Below are 17,269 nucleotides of genomic sequence, written 5' to 3' on the forward strand. Positions count from 1 at the left end.
CGCCGCTCAAGGCCGGGCGACGAGGGTGAGCAGCGTGGCCTCGGGGCGACAGGCGAAGCGGACGGGAGCGTAGATCGAGTGGCCGCAACCGGCGCTCACGTTCAGCGGGACGGTTCGCCCGCCATGGGTCCAGGTGCTCAGCCCCTTGGCCTGCTTCACCGGGATGTCGCAGTTCGCGACGAGGGCGCCGAGGCCCGGGACGCAGACCTGCCCGCCGTGCGTGTGCCCGCCGAGGATCGCGTCGGCGCCGAGGTCCACGAAGGAGTTCAGGACCCGCTGGTAGGGCGCGTGGGTCACCCCCAGCACAGGAGTGCTCTCCGGACGGTCGCCCAGGGATCGGAGCGCCGCGGGCAGCTCGTCCAGCTCGTCCCAGTCGCGATGCGCGTCGTCCACGCCGAAGAGGTCGAGCCGGCGGCCGTCGATGTCGAGGCTCGCCGCGGTGTTGTTCAGGGAGGCCCAGCCGAGCTCGTCCGACAGGTAGGCGTCCAGCGCCGCGGTGTCGAGCTTCGGCGGCTCGCGCCGGATGTCCGAAGGCCCGAGGAAGTATTTGAACGGGTTGCGCGGCGCGGGGGCGTAGACGTCGTTCGAGCCGTGCACGAAGACGCCGGGTACGCCTGCGAAGGGGGCGAAGGCACGCCGGATCCCCGCGAGCCCGTCGGCATGCCCCAGGTTGTCGCCCGTGTTCACGACGAGGTCGGGGCGAAGGGCGGCGAGCGAGGCGAGCCACCGCTGTTTGCGATGCTGCCACGGGGCCATGTGGGCGTCGGAGAGGTGCAGGATCCGCAGCGGACGGGAGCCCGCGGGGAGAGCGGCGGCCGTCGCGTGACGCACGGTGAACAGGTAGCGCTCGACGCCGACGCCCCAGACGGCCGCGGCCGCGCCGACGGCCCCCGCCGCGCCGAGCGCGACGAGGGCCGGATGTGTGGAACGCCGCGGCACTAGGGGCAATTCTGCTTCGCGTAGAGCAACGAGATAGTGGCGTTCCGGTTGACCACCGTCCCTGTCGCGGGGTCGGTTCCCGTGACGGTCCCGCCTCCGCCGCTGCCGGCGGTGCAGGCGCCCAGCCCGACGTTGGGGAAGCCGGCCGCTCTGAGGTCGTCCATCGCCTTCTGCGGCGGCCGGCCAGAGACGTCGGGCACCGCGACGCCCTGTCCGTTGCTCGGAGAGATCGTGACGGTCGCGCCGCGTGCCGCCTGGCCGCCGCTCGGATCCTGCGCGGCGATCACTCCCGGTGCCAGGTTGCTGTCGACCGGCGCGCCGACGGTGACGTCGAACCCGGCGTTGCGGAGCGTGCTCTGCGCTTGCTCCTGCGACATGCCGACCACATTGGGGAGGCTCGCCATCGTCGGACGCAGCAGGGAGTTGGTCGGGTCGGGGAATCTGTCTCCGCCGTAGATCGCGTCGGCCGCCCTCTGGAGGGCCGGTGCGATCTCGAACCTGGTGTAGTTGAGGCTCACGCCGTTGTAGCCGAAGTCCTCGATGTCGACAGCGCCCTCGCTCTGCCCGACCCACACGGCCGTCGCCGTCTTGGTCGTGGACATGACCATGGTGGTCTGCTCGGTGTTGTGCGAACCGGTCTTGCCGAGCACAGGGGTGCCGTCATAGGGATTCGCAGCCGTACCCGTCCCGCCCCCGGTCATGACGCCCTGGAGGGCGTAGGCGGCGGTCGCGGCGATGTCGGGCTTGATCACTTCCTTGCATCCGTTGGGGGGCAGGGCCTTGTCCTGGCCGTCGGGACCGACGATCCGGTCGATCGCGTGCTGGTCGCACCGGGTGCCGCCGTTGCCGATCGCACCCATCGCGCTCGCCATGTCCAGCGGCGCGATGGCCTTCGACCCCAGGATGTCGAACGGCACGTTCTCCTTGGTGACCGGTTCGCCGTTGCCGAGCTTCACGCCCATCCGGTCGGCGACGCGGTTGATGTCGCAGAGGTTGAGCTTCTCCGCCATTGCGAAGAACCCGCTGTTGAGTGACTTCACCGTGAACTCGTAAGGCGTGCCCACCCAGCCGCGATCTCTGTTGGCGTTCCCGACGATGTCGGTGCCGAAGTAGACCGGGTCGCCGTCGCAGGTCAGCTTGTTGAAGATGCGGTTCGTGCCGTTGACGGTCTCACGAAGGGAGTTGCCCTTCTCCAGCCAGTCGATGAGGGTGAAGATCTTGTAGCTCGATCCGACCGAGAAGCCGTTGGACGCGCCGTGCGCGGAGTCGGCCGCGTAGACGAGCGAGGAGTATCCCGGCTGCCCGTCGAGCGATGCGTCCTCGGAGAAGGTCGTGTTCTGCACCATCGCGAGGATCCGGCCGGTTCCGGTCTCGATCGTCGTTCCGGCGGCGCCGAACTTCAGGCCCTCGATCGACGGCGGCGCGTACTCGGTCATCATGTCGATGCCGGCCTGCTGGATCGACAGGTCCAGCGAGGTGTAGACGTCGAGGCCGCCGCGCAGGAGGGTGTCGTAGCGTTCCTCCGGGGTCTTGCCGTAGAAGGCGTCGTTCTCCAGCGTGGTCTTCACGTACTGGCAGAAGTAGGCGTTCGGACCGGCGGCCGCGCAGCCCTGCGTCGGGGCGACGATGTTCGGGGTGATCGGCTCGGCGACCGTGACGTCGTGCTGCTCCTGGGTGATCTTGCCGTCGGCGAGCATGCGCCCGAGCACGTAGTCGCGTCGGGTCTTGGTCTGCGCGTAGCCGTCCGCGGCCGAGTTCGCGGGCTGACCGTCGATCGACATCGAGCCCTCGGGGCGGTCGATGCGGAACGAGTTGGGGTTCTGCACGAGGCCCGCCAGGGTGGCGGCCTGGTTGAGCGAGAGCGCCGAGGCCGAGACGCCGAAGTAGCGCTGGGCGGCGGCCTCGATGCCGTAGGTGGTGCCGCCGAAGTTCACCAGGTTCAGGTAGCCGATCAGGATGTCGTTCTTGGAGAACACCTTCTCGATCTGGATCGCGTAGCGCATCTCCTTGAGCTTGCGCGCGACACCGTCGCTGCCGTCGCTGGTGGCGGCGTCCAGCCAGCACTGGTTGAGCTTGTCGTCCCGATCGGGGTCGTCGAGGGTCACGCTGCGCTCGCACTCCTGCAGGAGCACGTTCTTCACGTACTGCTGGCTGATCGACGAGCCGCCGCGGGTGGACCCGCCGCCGAGGTTGTCGACGAGAGCCTTGGCGGTGCCGACGAGATCGATCCCGCCGTGGTCGTAGTAGTTCTTGTCCTCGCTCGAGAGCAGGGCGTCGTACAGGATCGGCGTGACCTGGTCGTAGGTGACCGGCGTGCGGTTCTGATCGTAGAACCGGGCCAGCTGGACCGGGTTGCCGTCGACGCCCTTCGCGTAGAAGGTCGTCGGCTCCATCGGCTGGGTCACGTTGAGCTTCGAGGGCAGCTTCTCGAACAGGTCGAGGGACTGCGCCGCCGTGGCGCCGGCCACCGCGAACACGGGGGTCACGGATGCGGTCACCAGGATCCCGGCCACCGCGCTGAGGCCGACGAGCCCGAGGAGGCCGCCGAACACACCCGTGAGCGTGCGTTTGGTCTGAGGCATACGCTTGATCGTAGGGGAGTTCCCTGAATACCGTCTTTGATGCGTGCGCGCTGCACGCCTGATCCGTCCGGGAGAGCCATGACCACGTGGGAGTACCTGACCACCCCGCTCCTCATCCACAACACGGCCGCGATCCTCAACAACTGGGGCAAGCAGGGCTGGGAGCTGGTGCAGGTCGTCACCGGGCCCGAGGGTGGGCTCGTCGCTTATTTCAAGCGCCCCGTCGCGGAGGGGAGCGCGGCCAACGCCGGCCTGGCCGCCGCGGCCGACGCCGCCCGCCAGTTCGAGGGAGAGAACCGATGACCGTCGCCGCCCGACTCGCAGAGCTGGGGATCGAGCTGCCCGCGGTCGCCGCGCCCGTCGCGGCCTACGTGCCGGCCCGGGTGCACGGCGACCTCGTCTACACCTCCGGCCAGCTGCCCTTCGCCGCCGGGGCGCTGCCGGCCACCGGCAAGGTGGGCGCCGAGGTGTCCGCCGAGGACGCCAAGGCCTACGCTCGCACCTGCGCTCTGAACGCGCTGGCCGCGGCCGCCGACGCCGCGGGTGGGCTGGACCGGATCGGCGGTGTGCTGCGAGTGGGCGGCTTCGTCGCGTCCGATCCCTCGTTCTCCGGTCAACCCGGGGTGATCAACGGCGCCAGCGAGGTGCTCGGTGAGATCTTCGGCGACGCCGGTCGGCACGTGCGTGCGGCGGTCGGCGTGAGCGTGCTGCCGCTGGACAGCCCGGTCGAGGTCGACGTCGTCTTCACCCTCGCCTGAGCGGGCGCAGGACGATGCGCCTCTGCGCCCATCGCGCTCGCTCGTCCGTCCCGTTCAACGCACCTGGGCCGAGATCACGCTCATCACCGCGGTGTCGGCGAGTGTCGTGGTGTCGCCCACCTCTCGCCCCTCCGCCACGTCGCGCAGCAGGCGGCGCATGATCTTGCCGGAGCGCGTCTTGGGCAGCTCGCTCACGATGTAGACGTCGCGGGGACGGGCGATCGGGCCGATCTGCTCGCCGACCCAGAGACGCAGCTGCTGGGCGAGGCCCTCGGGGGAGTGCTCTGCGAGGTAGCTCTCCTTGATGATCACGAACGCGACGACGGCCTGGCCGGTCGTCTCGTCGGACGCGCCGACGACCGCGGCCTCGGCCGTGGCCTCGTGCGCGACCAGGGAGGACTCGATCTCCGCGGTCGAGAGGCGGTGCCCCGAGACGTTCATCACGTCGTCCACGCGGCCGAGCAGCCAGAGGTCGCCGTCCTCGTCGAGGCGTGCCCCGTCTCCGGCGAAGTAGTAGCCCTGCGCCTCGAACTTCTCCCAGTATGTCTCCGCGAAACGCTCCGGGTCGCCCCAGATGCCGCGGAGCATGCTCGGCCAGGGCTCGGTGATCACGAGGAGCCCGCCGCTGCCGTTGCCCACGACCTCCCCCGACTCGTCCACGACGTCGATCGAGATGCCGGGGAGCGGCACCTGGGCGGAGCCCGGTTTGGTCGCCGTGATCCCGGGGAGCGGCGAGACCATGATCGCGCCGGTCTCCGTCTGCCACCAGGTGTCGACGATCGGCGCCCTGCCCCCGCCGATCACCTCGCGGTACCACATCCACGCCTCGGGGTTGATGGGCTCGCCGACCGAGCCGAGCACGCGCAGGCTGGACAGGTCGTGCTTCCTCGGGACGCTGCGGCCGATCTTCATGAAGGACCGGATCGCGGTGGGCGCCGTGTAGAAGATCGTCACGCCGTATTTCTCGATGAGCTCCCACCAGCGACCCTGATGCGGCGTCTCCGGCGTCCCCTCGTACAGCACCTGGGTGGCGCCGTTCGCGAGGGGAGCGTAGGCGACGTAGGAGTGGCCGGTGATCCAGCCGATGTCGGCGGTGCACCAGAACACGTCGGACTCCGGATGGAGGTCGAACACGTTCCGATGCGTGTAGGCGGCCTGCGTGAGGTAGCCGCCGGAGGTGTGCAGGATGCCCTTCGGCTTCCCCGTGGTGCCGGAGGTGTAAAGGATGAAGAGAGGGTTCTCGGCGGGGAACGCCTCGGCGACGTGCTCGGCCGGGGCGACCGGCACCACGTCGTGGTACCAGAGGTCGCGGCCCTCGACCCAGTCCACCTCGTTGCCGCCGCGCCTGACCACGAGCACGTGCTCGACCGTCTTCTGCTCGCCCTCGCCGCGGTCTGCCAGCGCCTGGTCGACTGCCGGCTTCAGCGGCGACACCTTGCCCTTGCGGTAGCCGCCGTCGGCCGTGATGACGAGCTTCGCCCCCGCGTCGTCGATCCGGGAGCGGAGGCTGTCGGCACTGAATCCGCCGAACACCACCGAATGGATCGCGCCGAGGCGGGCGACGGCGAGCATCGACGCGATGGCCTCAGGGATCATCGGGAGGTAGACGGCCACACGGTCTCCGCGCTCGACGCCGAGGCCGGCGAGCACGTTCGCGAGGCGCTTGACCTCATCGGTGAGCTCCGCGTAGGTGATGCGTCGCTCGTCGCCGGGCTCGCCCTCCCAGAGGAGTGCGACCCGGTCGCCGTGACCCGCCTCCACGTGACGATCGAGACAGTTGTATGCCACGTTCAGCTCGCCGTCGGCGAACCATTTCGCGAACGGGGGCGTCGTCCAGTCCAGCACCTGGGTGAACGGCGTGTGCCAGTGCAGCAGCTCCCTGGCCTGCTCGCCCCAGAAGGACTCGCGATCGGCGGCGGCGCTCTCGTAGAGCTCCGGCTTCGCCACCGCCTGCGCCGCGAACTCGGGTGACGGCGGGAACTGTCGGTCTTCCTCGAGAAGGTGGTCGATCTGACTGCTCATGCGAGGGGGCGCTCCTTTGCGGTGGGGACGTGCCTCCCCGGAGGCGGCACGGCGACATCGTGAATATAATCCGGGCCCCCGCCCCGGACTACCGACGAAAGTCGGTATGCCTTCGGGTTTTGTCAGGGCTCCTGACATGCGTACACTAGCCACGGCCGAATACGGCTTTTGCGTCGCGGTTCCCCCGACCGCGGACGCCTGGGCGGCATCCCATTCCCCCCGTGGGATGCCGCCCTCTTCTGTCTCCAGACGGGCGAGAGCGCCCTCTCCAGACGGGCGAGAGCGCCGCGACGCCTCCACGGGAGGGCAGGTTCGCGCACTTCTCCACGGGTCGTGGGGATCTCGCTTCGTCGGCCGACGCCGTCGCCTACGTTCGGCGTATGCCCACTCCGTTCGTGCTCGTGCCGCGCTCCTCGTCACCGAACGAGGGGGCGCCCGTGACGCTCGACCCCGCCTTCGGCGAGCTCGGCGAGCACGCCGCGGACGAGCGTGTCACCGATCTCTTCGTCAACGGTCCGGCAGGGCTGTTCGTCGATCGCGGGGACGGGGCCGAGCGGATCCCGTCCTGGGCCGCGTCGGAGAGAGAGGTCCGAGACCTCGCGGTACGGCTGATCGGTCTCGGCGGGCGCCATCTCGACGACCAGGCGCCGTGCGTCGACGTGCGGCTGGGGTCCGGCGTCCGGGTGCACGCCGTCCTCGCGCCGGTCTCGACCGGCGGGACGACGCTTTCCGTGCGGATACCACGGGTCCGCGCCGCGAACCTGCACGACCTCGTCAGGCTCGGCGCGATCGACGCCACGCAGTGCGCCTGGCTCCTCGACGTCGTGCGGGAACGCAACAACCTCCTCATCACCGGAGGCACCGGCACAGGCAAGACGACGCTCCTGGCCGCGGCGCTCGCGCACGTCCCGCCCCAGGAGCGGATCGTCACGATCGAGGACGTCGCCGAGCTCCGGCTCCGCCATCCCCACCATGTCTCGCTCGAGGCTCGGCAGGCGAATCTGGAGGGTGTCGGGGCGATTCCCGTCTCACGCCTCGTGCGCGAGTCGCTGCGCATGCGCCCCGACCGCCTGATCGTCGGGGAATGCCGCGGGGAAGAGGTGCGGGATCTCCTGACGGCTCTCAACACGGGCCATGACGGAGGGGCAGGGACGCTCCACGCGAGCGGGCTGCCCGATGTGCCGGCGCGGATGGAGGCGCTCGGGGCGCTCGCGGGAATGGACCCGGCGGCGCTCGCGCGGCAGACGGTGAGCGCTTTCGCCTACGTCCTCCACCTCGAACGCGGAGGCGGGCGCCGTCGGCTCGAACGGGTCGGCCGGTTCGTGATGTCCGGCGAACGTCTGGACATCGAGGAGATCCGGCCGTGGTGAGCATTCGACGAAGGACGAGGGGCGAGCAGGGAGCTCTTCCCGAGGCGGTGCGCATGCTCGCGGTGCTCCTGCAGGCCGGGGCCGTGCCGATCGCGGCGTGGCGGCACCTCGCCGAGTCCGGCGTCCCGGCGGCGTCGTCGGTCGTCGCCGCCGTCGAGCGCGGCGCCACCGTCGCCGACGCGGTGCGCGAGCAGGGCGGTGTCTGGCGGGAGGTCGCCGCGGCGTGGGCGATCGCCTCGACCGTCGGGGCGCCGTTGGGCGACGTGCTCCGGGTCGTCGCCGACGCGCTGGACGACGCCGTGTCGACGGCGGACGAAGTGCGGGTCGCGTTGGCCGAGCCCAGCGGGACGGCCAGGCTTCTGCTCTGGCTGCCCGGCGTCGGCATTCTGCTCGGCACGGCACTGGGCTTCGAGACCCTGCCGGTGCTGGTCGGGCGTCCGATCGGCCTGGTCTGCCTCGTGATCGGCCTCGGGCTCACCCTGCTCGCCCGCATCTGGACGGCGGCGCTCGTCCGTCGTGCCCAGCCGCGTCCCGGCGTCCCCGGCATGCAGGCCGAGCTGCTCGCGGTGGCGCTCTCCGGAGGGGCATCGATCCCGAGGGCGATGGCGCTCGTGTCGGACGAGAGCGACGACGCCCTCGGTGGCTCCTCCCCGGGCGAGGGTGGCGGCGGGCGCGGGGGAGAGGAGACGGGCATCGGTCGCGTGCTCCGACTCTCCGCGAGCGCAGGAGTGCCGGCGGTCGATCTGCTTCGCGCCGAGGCCGCTCGTGCTCGGCGGACGGAGCGGGTGCGCGGTCGGCTCGGGGCGGCGCGCCTGTCCGCGCGGCTGCTCCTGCCACTGGGCGTCTGCACCCTTCCGGCATTCCTCCTGCTGGGCGTCGCGCCGCTCGTGGTGAGCGTGCTGAGCACGACGCCGCTACCCGGCGGGCTCTGACACGGTCCCGGCGGCGGCCGGGCGCGTGGTGCGCCGCGGAAGATTGCCGACAAGAAGCACGATCTGACAATGAACGAAGGGAAACACGATGACCAGTCCACTCTTCTCTCCGCCGTTCGCGGCGACCGCCGTGCCCCCGCTCACGCGACAACGCGCGGCGTCGCTGTTCACCGACGAGTCGGGCGCCGCCACGGCCGAGTACGCGATCGCCACGATGGCCGCGGTTGCCTTCGCGGGGCTGCTGGTCGTCATCATGCGGTCACGACCGACAAAGGGTCACCGCTGACGGCGCTTGCCTCTCCAGGTAGACGGCCCTCGCAGCTCGTGTTCCTTTCCCCATGCGGTGCGCAGGGTGAAGCGCTCGCCGTCGTCATGCGCCGCGATGTCACGTATGACCTGGCGGAGTCCGCGGTTCTGTCCTGGGATCGTCATCACGGGCCATGTGCTCTGCAGTGTCGCGACGTCCTCGGCCGTGATGGCGTGAGTTGGGGCCAGGGAGCGTTCCTCTGCCGCGAGGCGTGCGAGGTCGGCGCGGATCTCCGCCGCGGCGCGCATGTACTCCTGTTCGGGGATGATCTCGCGGCCGAGTTGGCGGCCGAGCACGCCGAGTTCCTTGTCGAGGGCCATCTGTTCGCGGATGATGGCCGCGTGTCGAGCGGCGCGTGCGGCGTCGGTGGGCGCCGCGGCGACGGTTGGGTCGAGGTTGAGGAGCCACTCTGCGACAAGTGGGTCGACTGTGAGGGCTGAGACGTAGGCGCGTCGTTCGTGGCTCTTGGTTGTCTCGCCGCAGATGTAGCCGCGGTAGATCTTCCCGGCGGTGATGGAGCCCTTCCCGTGCATGCGGGAGCCGCAGGAGCAGGTCAGGAGGCCGGAGAGGAGGTGTTGGTACTCGCGGGGTCGCTCGGTGTTCTCCCGTCGGCGGGCGCGTTCGGTCTGGTAGGCGGCCCAGGTTGCCTCGTCGATGATCGGTGCGTGTCGGCCCGGGTAGGTCGCGTCACGGTAGGGGATCTGTCCGACGTGGATGGGGGAGTCCATGACGCCGAGTGGCCGGGCGCGGCGCCAGGTGCCGCCGTTCGGGGCGGGGATGCCTTGAGCATTCAGCCACATCGCGATGGCTGCCGACCCCTGACCGTCGAGGTAGCGTCGGTACATTTCGACGACTATCGCCGCGTGTTCGGGGTGGGGCTCGATGCCTTGGGCGGTGCGGACCCAACCGAAGGGGAGTCGGCCTGATGCGGGGAGGCCGAGGCCGATACGGCGTCGCCGAACCTCCTCCCATTGCTCGCCGATCTGCTCAGACTGGAACGCCGCGTACTCGGTCATGACGCCGCGGGCGAAGCGTCCTGACGCTGTGGCGGTGTCGATCGGCTCTGTTGCGGATTCGATCTTTCCGCCGGCAAGGTCGGCACGGTCGATCGCGAGCGCCCAGTCTTTCCGGGACCGTGAGAGCCGCGACCATTTCCAGAGGACGATGACGTCGGCGTCACGCTCGTCGATCGCGGACATCACGCGTTGCACGGCGGGCCGGTTCCATGTGCGCCCTGAGACGCCCGGGTCGGCTTCGACGGCGATGACGTCATATCCCATGCGTGCGCAGTAGTCGCGGCAGGCGAGCTCCTGTAGCTCGAGGCTGATCGATTCGTCACGATGCACGGACTGGCGGAGGTAGATGATCGCGCGCGGTGCGGTCTCGGTTACGGCGCGCAGGCGCGTTGCCATCAGGCGACTTCCCCGCGGTGTGCCCACTGCCCGATGCCTTCCTTGGCATGGACGTATGTGATGCCGCGTACCTGTGTGAGGCAGTCCTGTTCGAAGACGTGGACGTATTCGACGGGGATGCCGAGTTCGTCAGCGATCGCGTGCTGGTCGGGGTTGATGGCTTCGACGCGGGCGTATGTGAGGGGGTCGATGAGGAGGCGGGCCGCGTAGCGGTCGGCGCGGCGTTCGCGGGCGAGTTCGGCGGCAGTGCGGGGATGCTTCACGCATGGGTCGCCGGTGTGGAGGTGGCCGAGCTCGTGGGCGAGGTGCCCGCGCTGCTCGTCTTCGGTGAGCCGGGAGTCGACGAAGATGCGCCGCATCTCCGGCACGGTGCAGGCGAGGAGGTCGTCGGGAAGCCCGCAGAAGTGAACCACGTAGCTGTGATTGTTCGCGGCATCGAGCAGGCGTCGCATCCGTTCCATCGGTCCCCCTATTCCGCCCAGGGCTCCTGGTCGGCCTTCCGCACGCCACGCTTCGCCGCGTAGTCGAGCCGGTCGAGATCCGGCGTCTCGACGTGATCGATAGTGTCCACGACGGTGGGGACACTCTTCCGGAACGGAGTGATTGCGCCCGTGGTTGACGCTGGATCGTCGGTCACATCGGAGCCTGCATCAGGAGTGCCTACCACGCTCATCCCGCCGGGGACCAGTGCGTCATGGTCGGCCCCAACGTAGATCCGTCCGTCGCGCTCCCCGTACTCGACGGCAAGTCTTGAGTAGGCGTCTTCCACGATCTTTGATGGCTCGACATCGATGAACTCGCATGCCTCGCACAGGACGGACATCGGGATCTCTACCTTGCCGTTCAGCCAGCGGTTGAAGGCCGCCGGTTGCCGTCCGATCGCCTCCGCGACTGCCTTCGCGGTGAACTGTTGCGTGGTGATGCGGCCTTTCAGCTCGAGGCCGACGTAGCGCGAGAAGGTTTCCGCTCGCTTCCGAATGTCCATGAGAGCACTCTACTGATCAAGAACGGCAACCACAATGCCCGAACTGATCATCGGAACTCCTTGACGAGTGCTGGCATGAGCACATAGGTTGTCCGTATGAGCAATCCGATCATCGAGTGGACCTCCGCGGCGGTCCGGGACGCCATCGTTGACGCGGGGCGGTCGAAGACATCGGTGTCTGATGAGACCGGCATCCCGTATCCGACTCTGAACCGGAAGGTCGCGGGCAAGACCGAGTTCTCCTTCACTGAACTGCTGCTGATCGCGGAAGCGCTGGGGGTTTCGCCCAGCCAGTTCACGCCTCCACCTTTCCAGAGGAACGTCGTCCTGGCGGTGGCGTCGTGAGCGGCTACAAGTCGAAGGAGCAGGCACTCCGGGATCTGGGCCGTGTGGTCGCCGAGGAGGCTGCGATCGTCCGCACTTTGACAGTGCGTGAGGCGGCTGAACGGATCTGGTACCCGGGCGGTCCGTCGATGGAGGAGTGCATCCGTCGCGCTGAGGCGTCGGGGCTCTGCAAGGCGGATCCGGTCGGTCAGGCGGTGGCGTCGTGAGCGTCTACACGCTGGTCATATCGCTGGTGGCAGTTCTGATCTCAGCTCTTGGATGGCTGGACGCAGTTCGACGCTCTGGGGGAAAGCGATGACTCGCTCACCGCGTCGTCCGAACTTCACCACGAGCTCCTCTGGAACGAGGCCGTGTGATGCGTTCATCCAGAAGGTGATCGAGTCGCCCGGGCGCATGATGTTGCGGAAGGTGAGTCCGTCGATCTCGTATCGGGCCAGGCCGGTGAGGTCGAGTCGGAAGTCCTTGACGGTGCGTGTGCCCGTCGCTCGGATCAGGAATCGGTTCTCCTCGTTCGTCTCCTCAAGAGCAAAAGACACCTCGGTGCGTGAGACACGCAAGCGGCTATCGATCCACCCCGCGATGGCGACGACCAGCGCTCCCGTCGCGATGATCTCGCTCCATCCGAATTCCCACATGGCCATGAGCATAGAGCCCGGGGCGGTGGCGTCGTGAGCGCGTTGGAGGTCTTCGGGTTCGACGGCCACGACGTGCGCGTAGTCATGGTTGACGGGCTGCCCCGGTTCGTGGCGCGGGACGTCGCGTCGGCGCTCGGCTACGCGGATCCGACGAGCGCGATCAAGCAGCACTGCCGTGGGGTGGCGGTTCACCACCCCATCACAGACAGCTTGGGCCGCCCCCAGCTTGCGCGGGTGATCGGCGAGCCGGACCTGCTGCGCCTGATCACGGGGAGTCGTCTCCCGCAGGCGGAGCAGTTCGAGCGGTGGGCGTTCGAGGAGGTCCTCCCGACAGTCATCCGCACCGGCTCCTACGCCGCGCCGGCTCCGGCGCTGCCGCAGTCCTACGCGGAGGCGCTTCGGGAGCTGGCCGCGACGGTGGAGCGCGCCGAGGTGCTCGAGACCGCGAACGCCGCGCTCACCCCGCGTGCAGAGGCGTGGGATGAGCTCGCCGACGCAGGCACGGACTACGCCGTCGGCGACGCGGCGAAGATCCTGCAGCGCGCGGGCGTTCAGACAGGACCTCAGCGGTTGTTCGAGCAGCTCGATGAGCTCGGCTGGATCTTCCGCGGCGGGGATCGCCGGTGGCGGGCGTACTCCACGGCTGTGCATTCCGGGTACCTCGCTGAGCGGGCGCAGCCGCCCCGCCGCGACCCTGCCTCGGGCGAGTTCGTCCCGGTGGCCCCGCAGGTTCGTGTCACCGCCCGCGGCCTCGAGCGTCTCCGGGTGCGTCTCGGCGCGCTCGCCCTGACCTGACCCCAGAACCAAAGACGGGGCGCCCGCGGCAACGGGCACCCCACCTGAAGAGAAGGAGGACACGGACATGTCCACCAGCACGTATCAGCCTACGTTCCTCGCCGTCGAGGAACGCGACGGGCGCGCCACGCTCGCCGGACGCCGCCGGTTCTTGACCGACATCGAGGCGGCCACGGCCGCCGCCGCGGAGATCCAGGGGCGTGTGTTCGCGATCGAGCCGGTCGAGGTCGTAGACATCACCCCGGTCTCCGCGTCCGCGCACGTCCGCCTGATCGACGTCCCGACCCTGAATGACATCGAGTCGATGGGAGAGGTCGCATGATGCCCGACACCGAGGTTCAGACATGCCCGGACGGGCACCACTGCCCGACTTGTCTCCTCGACCGGGAGAGGGACGCGTGCTGCGAGTGCGGGGCCTCGTTCGTCCCGGCTCCCTTCTGGCCGTTCGAGCCGTGGCGGATGATCCTCCTCGCGACGATCCTCATTGCGATCGTCCCGGTCGGCATCGAAGCCGCCCGACCCGTCTTCAACGGCGCCGACGTCATGGCGCTGGTCCTCCTCGGCGCGTTCGCCGCCTTGTTCTTCATCCGATCGAAGGAGTCCTGATGACCGTGAAGCTGTCCGGCAGCCTGCCGCAGGAGCACGACCGCAACGGCATGGAGCGTCTGCACGCCCAACTCGTGAAGCACCCCGACCGCCGGCATGTGATCGTCATGATCGTCGACTGCGTCCGGACGACGATCGAGCACACCGGCGACGGCGAGCGGTACACGCCGACCGCGGGCGCCTTGTTCGTCGAGCCGATCACCGACGAGGCCGACGTGGACACGATCGTCGACATCATGGGCCGTGTCCGCGCCGACCGGATCGGCGACGCGACTCTCGACTTCGACTTCGGCGTCGGGACCGACCCGATGGCGAAGGCCGCGTTCGACCTCCGCACCGCCTCCGGCGTGTACGTCGCCGACGACGAGGACGCATCGTGACCATGGCCTCGATCGCGGGGCGCCCACTGCACGCCATCGCGGAGGATTCCCTTGGCTCCGAGGAAGGGCTCGCCGCGCGCGCCGCCGGGGTGACGGCGTCGGAGATCCACGCGATCGCCGCTGGTGGCCGTGGCACGCACCGGCGGATACTGGCCGACAAGCTCAACGGGTCCACGTTCCGCGGGAACGCGCACACCCGCCGCGGCCATGAGCGTGAGCCGTTCCTGCTCGCCTGGGTCGCCGAGAACGTCGCCGACTGCGTCGAGAACCGTGCCCTCTACGCCCACCCGGAGAACCCGCTGATCCTCGCCACACCGGACGGCCTCGGCGCAGACGGCGGCGAGCCGTTCGGGGTCGAGGCGAAGTCGCACGACCACTCCTGGGGGTACCGCGACGACATCCCCGCCGACCATTACGACCAGATGCAGTTCGGCATGTATGTCCTCGGCTTCGACCGGTGGTTGTACGTGTGGGAGGTCATGGGGGAGGACGGCACGCCGACGCTCGACGCTCCCCGCTACCGGTGGGTGGAGCGGGATGAGAAGCGGATCGCGAAGCTCGTCGCCGAGGCCGAGGCGTTCCTCGCCTGGCGCGCCGCCGGAGCCCCCGACGCGGATGCCGACCTGCCCGACGAGATCGACGACGCCCTCGCGACCATCGTCGAGGCCCGGGCTGCGATGGCTGAGCACAAGAAGGCCGAGGCCGACGCGCTCGCCGTCGTCCGCCGGCACGCCGAGCAGGCCGCGGATGAGCACGGTGTGAAGGGCGCCGGCCACCGCGCGAGCTTCACCTACACCCGCAGCACCACGACCGTCCTTGACGAGGACGCGTGGGCCGCCGCCGAGCCCGCCACCCACGCCGAGTGGATCGCGGTGCGCGCCTGCATCGCCGCGACGGAGGCTGCGGCCGTCGAGCTGTATCACCGCGAGAAGCCCTCGGCCCGGCTGCTCGTGACCGAGACGAAGGATCCCGCATGACCCCGAACATTGACGACGTCGCCCAGACCCTCGCCGAGTATGAGCGCCTCGCGATCGCCACCGGCGACAAGGTGCAGATCGACCCCCCAGAGTTCTCCGAGGACGGCGCCGCCTGGTCCCCGTTCTGGATCGCCGACGCCCACCCGGCCATGGCTCGTGTGACCGTCCACCGTGACGGCGTCGCGACGACGGTCTACGTGTCCTGGGTCGAGTCGCTGCCCGCCGATGACTCCTGGCGGGGGCTGTGGCTTGCGAAGCCGATGAAGCTCTTCGGCGCCTACGTGGTCCGCGCCGCCCTCCGCCGGGCGTTCCGTGACGCGATCGGCGACCGCCGCGAGCCCGACGAGGCCCCGGCTGCGCCGCCCGCCGTCACCCGCGACTGGGACGCCGAGATCGCTGAGGCCACGACTGTGGACGCCGTCACCGGACTCCACCGGGCCATGAAGGACGCCCGAGCGGTGACCCCGGCCCGGGAGGCGGCGCTGCGCGCGCGTCTCGCCGAGGTCGCCGCGAACGCGTGGCAGGTCGCCCCGATCACCGCCTCGATCCCGGTCCCGGCCGCGGTGGTCTCGGCCCCGTCGCGGCCGGCGCCGCGCGACTACCTGCCCCCGGCTGGGAACCGCGCGGCCCGCCGCGCCCGCAAGAAGGGACGTCGCTGATGAGTGTGAACTTCACCACGGGCGAGATCGAGGAAGACGAGCGCCCCGCTGAACTGGACCTCGTTCCGCTGAACCTCGCCGAGCTCTCCGAGGACCAACTCCTCGCGATGCTCCCGACCCCGGTCCAGTGCGCGGGCGCGCTCCAGTACGCCCGCCAGGTCGCCCGCCGCGCCCCGAAGGCGCTCGACTCCCTGCGTACCAAGCTCAAGGCAGCCGAGCGCGAGCTGACGATCGCACTCGCGATCGGTGCCCGCGACATGCTCGCCACGTACCCGCGCCTTCCCATGACCGAGCGCCGGGACCTCGCACGCGCCACCGACGACCGCGTCCGCACCGCACAGGAGGCCGTCGACGAGGCCTGGCTGCTCCTCGAATACGCCCGCGACTACGACCGCGCCATCGGTCGCGACATAGACATCCTCCGCAGCCTGAACGCAAACTTCCGAGGAGAGCACCGATGAGTCTGACGGCGCCGTTCCCCTACTTCGGAGGGAAGCGTCGTGCGGCGGAGACAGTCTGGGCGCGCCTCGGGGACGTGGGCGGGTATGTGGAGCCGTTCGCGGGATCTGCGGCCGTGCTCCTCGCCCGCCCTGACGTGCCGGGTCGCCGAGTGGAGACGATCAACGACGCTGACGGGTGGCTTGTGAACACATGGAGGGCGATCCAGCAGGCGCCGAACGAGGTCGCGCACCATGCGGCCGGTCCCGTGACTGAGATCGACTATCACGCGCGTCTCGCATGGTTGCAGGAGCGTCGCACGGACGATCTGGTCCCCTGGCTTGAGGGCGGGCCAGAGGCGTTCGACGCGAAGGCCGCCGGCTGGTGGCTATATGTCGCGGCGTGTGGGATCGGTGACCCGTGGGGGCCAGGGCCGTGGCGCGTAGTCGACGACCGACTGCAGGACACACGCAAGCTTCCCCACCTCGGAGACGCGGGGAAGGGCGTGAACCGCAAGCTTCCCCACCTCGGAGACGCGGGGAAGGGCGTGAACCGCAAGCTTCCCCACCTCGGAGACGCGGGGAAGGGCGTGAACCGCGAGCTTCCCCACCTCGGAGACGCGGGGCAGGAGGCGCGCCTAGCCGCGTACATGCGGACGCTAGCCGCCCGGCTCGCGTCGGTGCGGATCGCGTGCGGCGACTGGCGGCGCGTGCTGAAGCCGTCCGTGCTGCGCGCAACGGCCGGCCCCGGCATCACGGGAATCTTCCTGGACCCGCCCTACGCAACGTCTGGCGACCTGTATGCATCGACGAACACGGGTGGAGACGAGCACAAGACGATCAGCGCTGAAGTGCGCGATTGGTGCGTTCGCCATGGTGCTGGACACCGGATCGTGCTGTGCGGATACGACAACGAGCACGACGCCCTACTAGGCCACGGATGGACAGTAGAGGCCGGAAAAGCGGGAGGCGGCGCCGGCTATAGCACCGACTTGGGAGCCGGGCGACGAGAGCGCCTGTGGGTGTCTCCCGAGTGTATGGCCGACGGGCTCCTCGATTGGGGTGCGGCATGACCCGCCCGACACCCGGTGCGGTCCCGCAGACGCGACCGCACGATGACCCGCCCGG

Annotated in this window: 22 protein-coding genes; 15 read left to right on the plus strand and 7 right to left on the minus strand. The window is 69.6% G+C overall.

Features of this window, described 5'->3' with window-relative positions:
- Positions 1 to 6 precede the first annotated feature (6 nt).
- Together ACP15J_RS13190 and ACP15J_RS13195 are read right to left on the minus strand one after the other, a co-directional pair.
- Entirely contained in the window at positions 7 to 939 is a 933-nt protein-coding gene (locus ACP15J_RS13190; protein ID WP_424937567.1) for a metallophosphoesterase, read from the minus strand.
- Positions 939 to 3,521 carry a transglycosylase domain-containing protein gene (locus ACP15J_RS13195; RefSeq protein ID WP_424937566.1) on the minus strand — a complete coding sequence of 861 codons (2,583 nt, stop codon included), beginning with the start codon at positions 3,519 to 3,521 and terminating at the stop codon, positions 939 to 941. The genes ACP15J_RS13190 and ACP15J_RS13195 overlap by 1 nt, the downstream gene beginning before the upstream one ends.
- A 78-nt stretch (positions 3,522 to 3,599) precedes the next feature.
- On the opposite strand from ACP15J_RS13195, the gene ACP15J_RS13200 reads away from it, so the two are divergent.
- Positions 3,600 to 3,824, plus strand: a complete 225-nt coding sequence (locus tag ACP15J_RS13200; RefSeq protein WP_424937565.1) for a hypothetical protein — start codon at positions 3,600 to 3,602, stop codon at positions 3,822 to 3,824.
- Positions 3,821 to 4,279, plus strand: coding sequence for a RidA family protein (locus ACP15J_RS13205; RefSeq protein ID WP_424937564.1), 459 nt, complete (start codon positions 3,821 to 3,823; stop codon positions 4,277 to 4,279). The genes ACP15J_RS13200 and ACP15J_RS13205 overlap by 4 nt, the downstream gene beginning before the upstream one ends.
- Before the next feature lie 54 nt (positions 4,280 to 4,333).
- Here ACP15J_RS13205 and acs read toward each other — a convergent pair whose 3' ends face one another.
- Positions 4,334 to 6,301 (minus strand): acetate--CoA ligase, encoded by a 1,968-nt coding sequence (gene acs / locus ACP15J_RS13210; RefSeq protein WP_424937563.1) that lies wholly within the window; start codon positions 6,299 to 6,301, stop codon positions 4,334 to 4,336.
- 380 nt (positions 6,302 to 6,681) lie between these two features.
- Between acs and ACP15J_RS13215 the strand changes: the two genes are divergently transcribed.
- The 3 genes from ACP15J_RS13215 (at position 6,682) to ACP15J_RS13225 (ending at position 8,889) form a co-directional block, all read left to right on the plus strand.
- A complete protein-coding gene (locus ACP15J_RS13215; protein WP_424937562.1) occupies positions 6,682 to 7,671 on the plus strand; it encodes a TadA family conjugal transfer-associated ATPase in 990 nt (329 codons plus the stop codon).
- A complete protein-coding gene (locus ACP15J_RS13220) occupies positions 7,665 to 8,603 on the plus strand; it encodes a type II secretion system F family protein (RefSeq protein WP_424937561.1) in 939 nt (312 codons plus the stop codon). Before ACP15J_RS13215 ends, ACP15J_RS13220 begins: the two co-directional genes overlap by 7 nt.
- 88 nt (positions 8,604 to 8,691) lie before the next feature.
- Positions 8,692 to 8,889 carry a DUF4244 domain-containing protein gene (locus tag ACP15J_RS13225; RefSeq protein WP_424937560.1) on the plus strand — a complete coding sequence of 66 codons (198 nt, stop codon included), beginning with the start codon at positions 8,692 to 8,694 and terminating at the stop codon, positions 8,887 to 8,889.
- Here the strand turns inward: ACP15J_RS13225 and ACP15J_RS13230 are convergent.
- From ACP15J_RS13230 to ACP15J_RS13240, 3 genes are read right to left on the minus strand one after another with little or no spacing between them, the layout of a single operon-like run.
- Complete coding sequence (locus tag ACP15J_RS13230; RefSeq protein WP_424937559.1) at positions 8,880 to 10,322, minus strand: recombinase family protein; 1,443 nt, start codon at positions 10,320 to 10,322, stop codon at positions 8,880 to 8,882. The genes ACP15J_RS13225 and ACP15J_RS13230 overlap by 10 nt on opposite strands.
- Positions 10,322 to 10,783 (minus strand): ImmA/IrrE family metallo-endopeptidase, encoded by a 462-nt coding sequence (locus ACP15J_RS13235; protein ID WP_424937558.1) that lies wholly within the window; start codon positions 10,781 to 10,783, stop codon positions 10,322 to 10,324. Before ACP15J_RS13235 ends, ACP15J_RS13230 begins: the two co-directional genes overlap by 1 nt.
- A gap of 8 nt (positions 10,784 to 10,791) precedes the next feature.
- Entirely contained in the window at positions 10,792 to 11,307 is a 516-nt protein-coding gene (locus ACP15J_RS13240; RefSeq protein ID WP_424937557.1) for a helix-turn-helix domain-containing protein, read from the minus strand.
- Positions 11,308 to 11,403: 96 nt separating this feature from the next.
- On the opposite strand from ACP15J_RS13240, the gene ACP15J_RS13245 reads away from it, so the two are divergent.
- Positions 11,404 to 11,652: a helix-turn-helix domain-containing protein gene (locus ACP15J_RS13245; protein WP_424937556.1), complete on the plus strand. Its 249-nt coding sequence runs from the start codon at positions 11,404 to 11,406 to the stop codon at positions 11,650 to 11,652.
- Positions 11,649 to 11,858 (plus strand): hypothetical protein, encoded by a 210-nt coding sequence (locus ACP15J_RS13250; RefSeq protein ID WP_424937555.1) that lies wholly within the window; start codon positions 11,649 to 11,651, stop codon positions 11,856 to 11,858. Before ACP15J_RS13245 ends, ACP15J_RS13250 begins: the two co-directional genes overlap by 4 nt.
- 15 nt (positions 11,859 to 11,873) lie before the next feature.
- Here the strand turns inward: ACP15J_RS13250 and ACP15J_RS13255 are convergent, their stop codons facing one another.
- Entirely contained in the window at positions 11,874 to 12,287 is a 414-nt protein-coding gene (locus tag ACP15J_RS13255) for a hypothetical protein (RefSeq protein WP_424937554.1), read from the minus strand.
- A 33-nt stretch (positions 12,288 to 12,320) separates the two neighbouring features.
- Between ACP15J_RS13255 and ACP15J_RS13260 the strand changes: the two genes are divergently transcribed.
- From ACP15J_RS13260 to ACP15J_RS13295, 8 genes are all read left to right on the plus strand, one after another.
- Complete coding sequence (locus ACP15J_RS13260; protein WP_424937553.1) at positions 12,321 to 13,082, plus strand: phage antirepressor KilAC domain-containing protein; 762 nt, start codon at positions 12,321 to 12,323, stop codon at positions 13,080 to 13,082.
- A 67-nt stretch (positions 13,083 to 13,149) separates the two neighbouring features.
- Positions 13,150 to 13,404: a hypothetical protein gene (locus ACP15J_RS13265; RefSeq protein WP_015985769.1), complete on the plus strand. Its 255-nt coding sequence runs from the start codon at positions 13,150 to 13,152 to the stop codon at positions 13,402 to 13,404.
- Entirely contained in the window at positions 13,401 to 13,688 is a 288-nt protein-coding gene (locus tag ACP15J_RS13270; protein ID WP_015985770.1) for a hypothetical protein, read from the plus strand. Before ACP15J_RS13265 ends, ACP15J_RS13270 begins: the two co-directional genes overlap by 4 nt.
- Complete coding sequence (locus tag ACP15J_RS13275) at positions 13,688 to 14,068, plus strand: hypothetical protein (RefSeq protein WP_015985771.1); 381 nt, start codon at positions 13,688 to 13,690, stop codon at positions 14,066 to 14,068. The genes ACP15J_RS13270 and ACP15J_RS13275 overlap by 1 nt, the downstream gene beginning before the upstream one ends.
- A 2-nt stretch (positions 14,069 to 14,070) precedes the next feature.
- On the plus strand, positions 14,071 to 15,045 hold the full coding sequence (locus ACP15J_RS13280) for a YqaJ viral recombinase family protein (RefSeq protein WP_424937684.1): 975 nt from the start codon (positions 14,071 to 14,073) through the stop codon (positions 15,043 to 15,045).
- On the plus strand, positions 15,042 to 15,704 hold the full coding sequence (locus ACP15J_RS13285; protein WP_424937552.1) for a hypothetical protein: 663 nt from the start codon (positions 15,042 to 15,044) through the stop codon (positions 15,702 to 15,704). Before ACP15J_RS13280 ends, ACP15J_RS13285 begins: the two co-directional genes overlap by 4 nt.
- Positions 15,704 to 16,165, plus strand: a complete 462-nt coding sequence (locus tag ACP15J_RS13290) for a hypothetical protein (RefSeq protein WP_015985774.1) — start codon at positions 15,704 to 15,706, stop codon at positions 16,163 to 16,165. The genes ACP15J_RS13285 and ACP15J_RS13290 overlap by 1 nt, the downstream gene beginning before the upstream one ends.
- Positions 16,162 to 17,214, plus strand: a complete 1,053-nt coding sequence (locus ACP15J_RS13295) for a hypothetical protein (protein ID WP_424937551.1) — start codon at positions 16,162 to 16,164, stop codon at positions 17,212 to 17,214. The genes ACP15J_RS13290 and ACP15J_RS13295 overlap by 4 nt, the downstream gene beginning before the upstream one ends.
- Positions 17,215 to 17,269 lie beyond the last annotated feature (55 nt).

It is taken from the genome of Microbacterium sp. S308A+, from assembly GCF_049800815.1.
In the GTDB taxonomy this organism is placed as follows: Bacteria; Actinomycetota; Actinomycetes; order Actinomycetales; family Microbacteriaceae; genus Microbacterium.

Excerpts from the sequence above, each read along its gene's own strand:
- ACP15J_RS13240 (WP_424937557.1), bottom strand. The coding sequence starts at position 11,307 with ATGGACATTCGGAAGCGAGCGGAAACCTTCTCGCGCTACGTCGGCCTC.
- ACP15J_RS13255 (WP_424937554.1), bottom strand. The coding sequence starts at position 12,287 with ATGTGGGAATTCGGATGGAGCGAGATCATCGCGACGGGAGCGCTGGTC.
- ACP15J_RS13205 (WP_424937564.1), top strand. The coding sequence starts at position 3,821 with ATGACCGTCGCCGCCCGACTCGCAGAGCTGGGGATCGAGCTGCCCGCG.
- ACP15J_RS13215 (WP_424937562.1), top strand. The coding sequence starts at position 6,682 with ATGCCCACTCCGTTCGTGCTCGTGCCGCGCTCCTCGTCACCGAACGAG.
- ACP15J_RS13295 (WP_424937551.1), top strand. The coding sequence starts at position 16,162 with ATGAGTCTGACGGCGCCGTTCCCCTACTTCGGAGGGAAGCGTCGTGCG.
- ACP15J_RS13285 (WP_424937552.1), top strand. The coding sequence starts at position 15,042 with ATGACCCCGAACATTGACGACGTCGCCCAGACCCTCGCCGAGTATGAG.
- ACP15J_RS13280 (WP_424937684.1), top strand. The coding sequence starts at position 14,071 with ATGGCCTCGATCGCGGGGCGCCCACTGCACGCCATCGCGGAGGATTCC.
- ACP15J_RS13230 (WP_424937559.1), bottom strand. The coding sequence starts at position 10,322 with ATGGCAACGCGCCTGCGCGCCGTAACCGAGACCGCACCGCGCGCGATC.
- ACP15J_RS13195 (WP_424937566.1), bottom strand. The coding sequence starts at position 3,521 with ATGCCTCAGACCAAACGCACGCTCACGGGTGTGTTCGGCGGCCTCCTC.
- ACP15J_RS13245 (WP_424937556.1), top strand. The coding sequence starts at position 11,404 with ATGAGCAATCCGATCATCGAGTGGACCTCCGCGGCGGTCCGGGACGCC.
- ACP15J_RS13265 (WP_015985769.1), top strand. The coding sequence starts at position 13,150 with ATGTCCACCAGCACGTATCAGCCTACGTTCCTCGCCGTCGAGGAACGC.
- ACP15J_RS13290 (WP_015985774.1), top strand. The coding sequence starts at position 15,704 with ATGAGTGTGAACTTCACCACGGGCGAGATCGAGGAAGACGAGCGCCCC.
- ACP15J_RS13270 (WP_015985770.1), top strand. The coding sequence starts at position 13,401 with ATGATGCCCGACACCGAGGTTCAGACATGCCCGGACGGGCACCACTGC.
- ACP15J_RS13235 (WP_424937558.1), bottom strand. The coding sequence starts at position 10,783 with ATGGAACGGATGCGACGCCTGCTCGATGCCGCGAACAATCACAGCTAC.
- ACP15J_RS13225 (WP_424937560.1), top strand. The coding sequence starts at position 8,692 with ATGACCAGTCCACTCTTCTCTCCGCCGTTCGCGGCGACCGCCGTGCCC.
- ACP15J_RS13200 (WP_424937565.1), top strand. The coding sequence starts at position 3,600 with ATGACCACGTGGGAGTACCTGACCACCCCGCTCCTCATCCACAACACG.
- acs (WP_424937563.1), bottom strand. The coding sequence starts at position 6,301 with ATGAGCAGTCAGATCGACCACCTTCTCGAGGAAGACCGACAGTTCCCG.
- ACP15J_RS13275 (WP_015985771.1), top strand. The coding sequence starts at position 13,688 with ATGACCGTGAAGCTGTCCGGCAGCCTGCCGCAGGAGCACGACCGCAAC.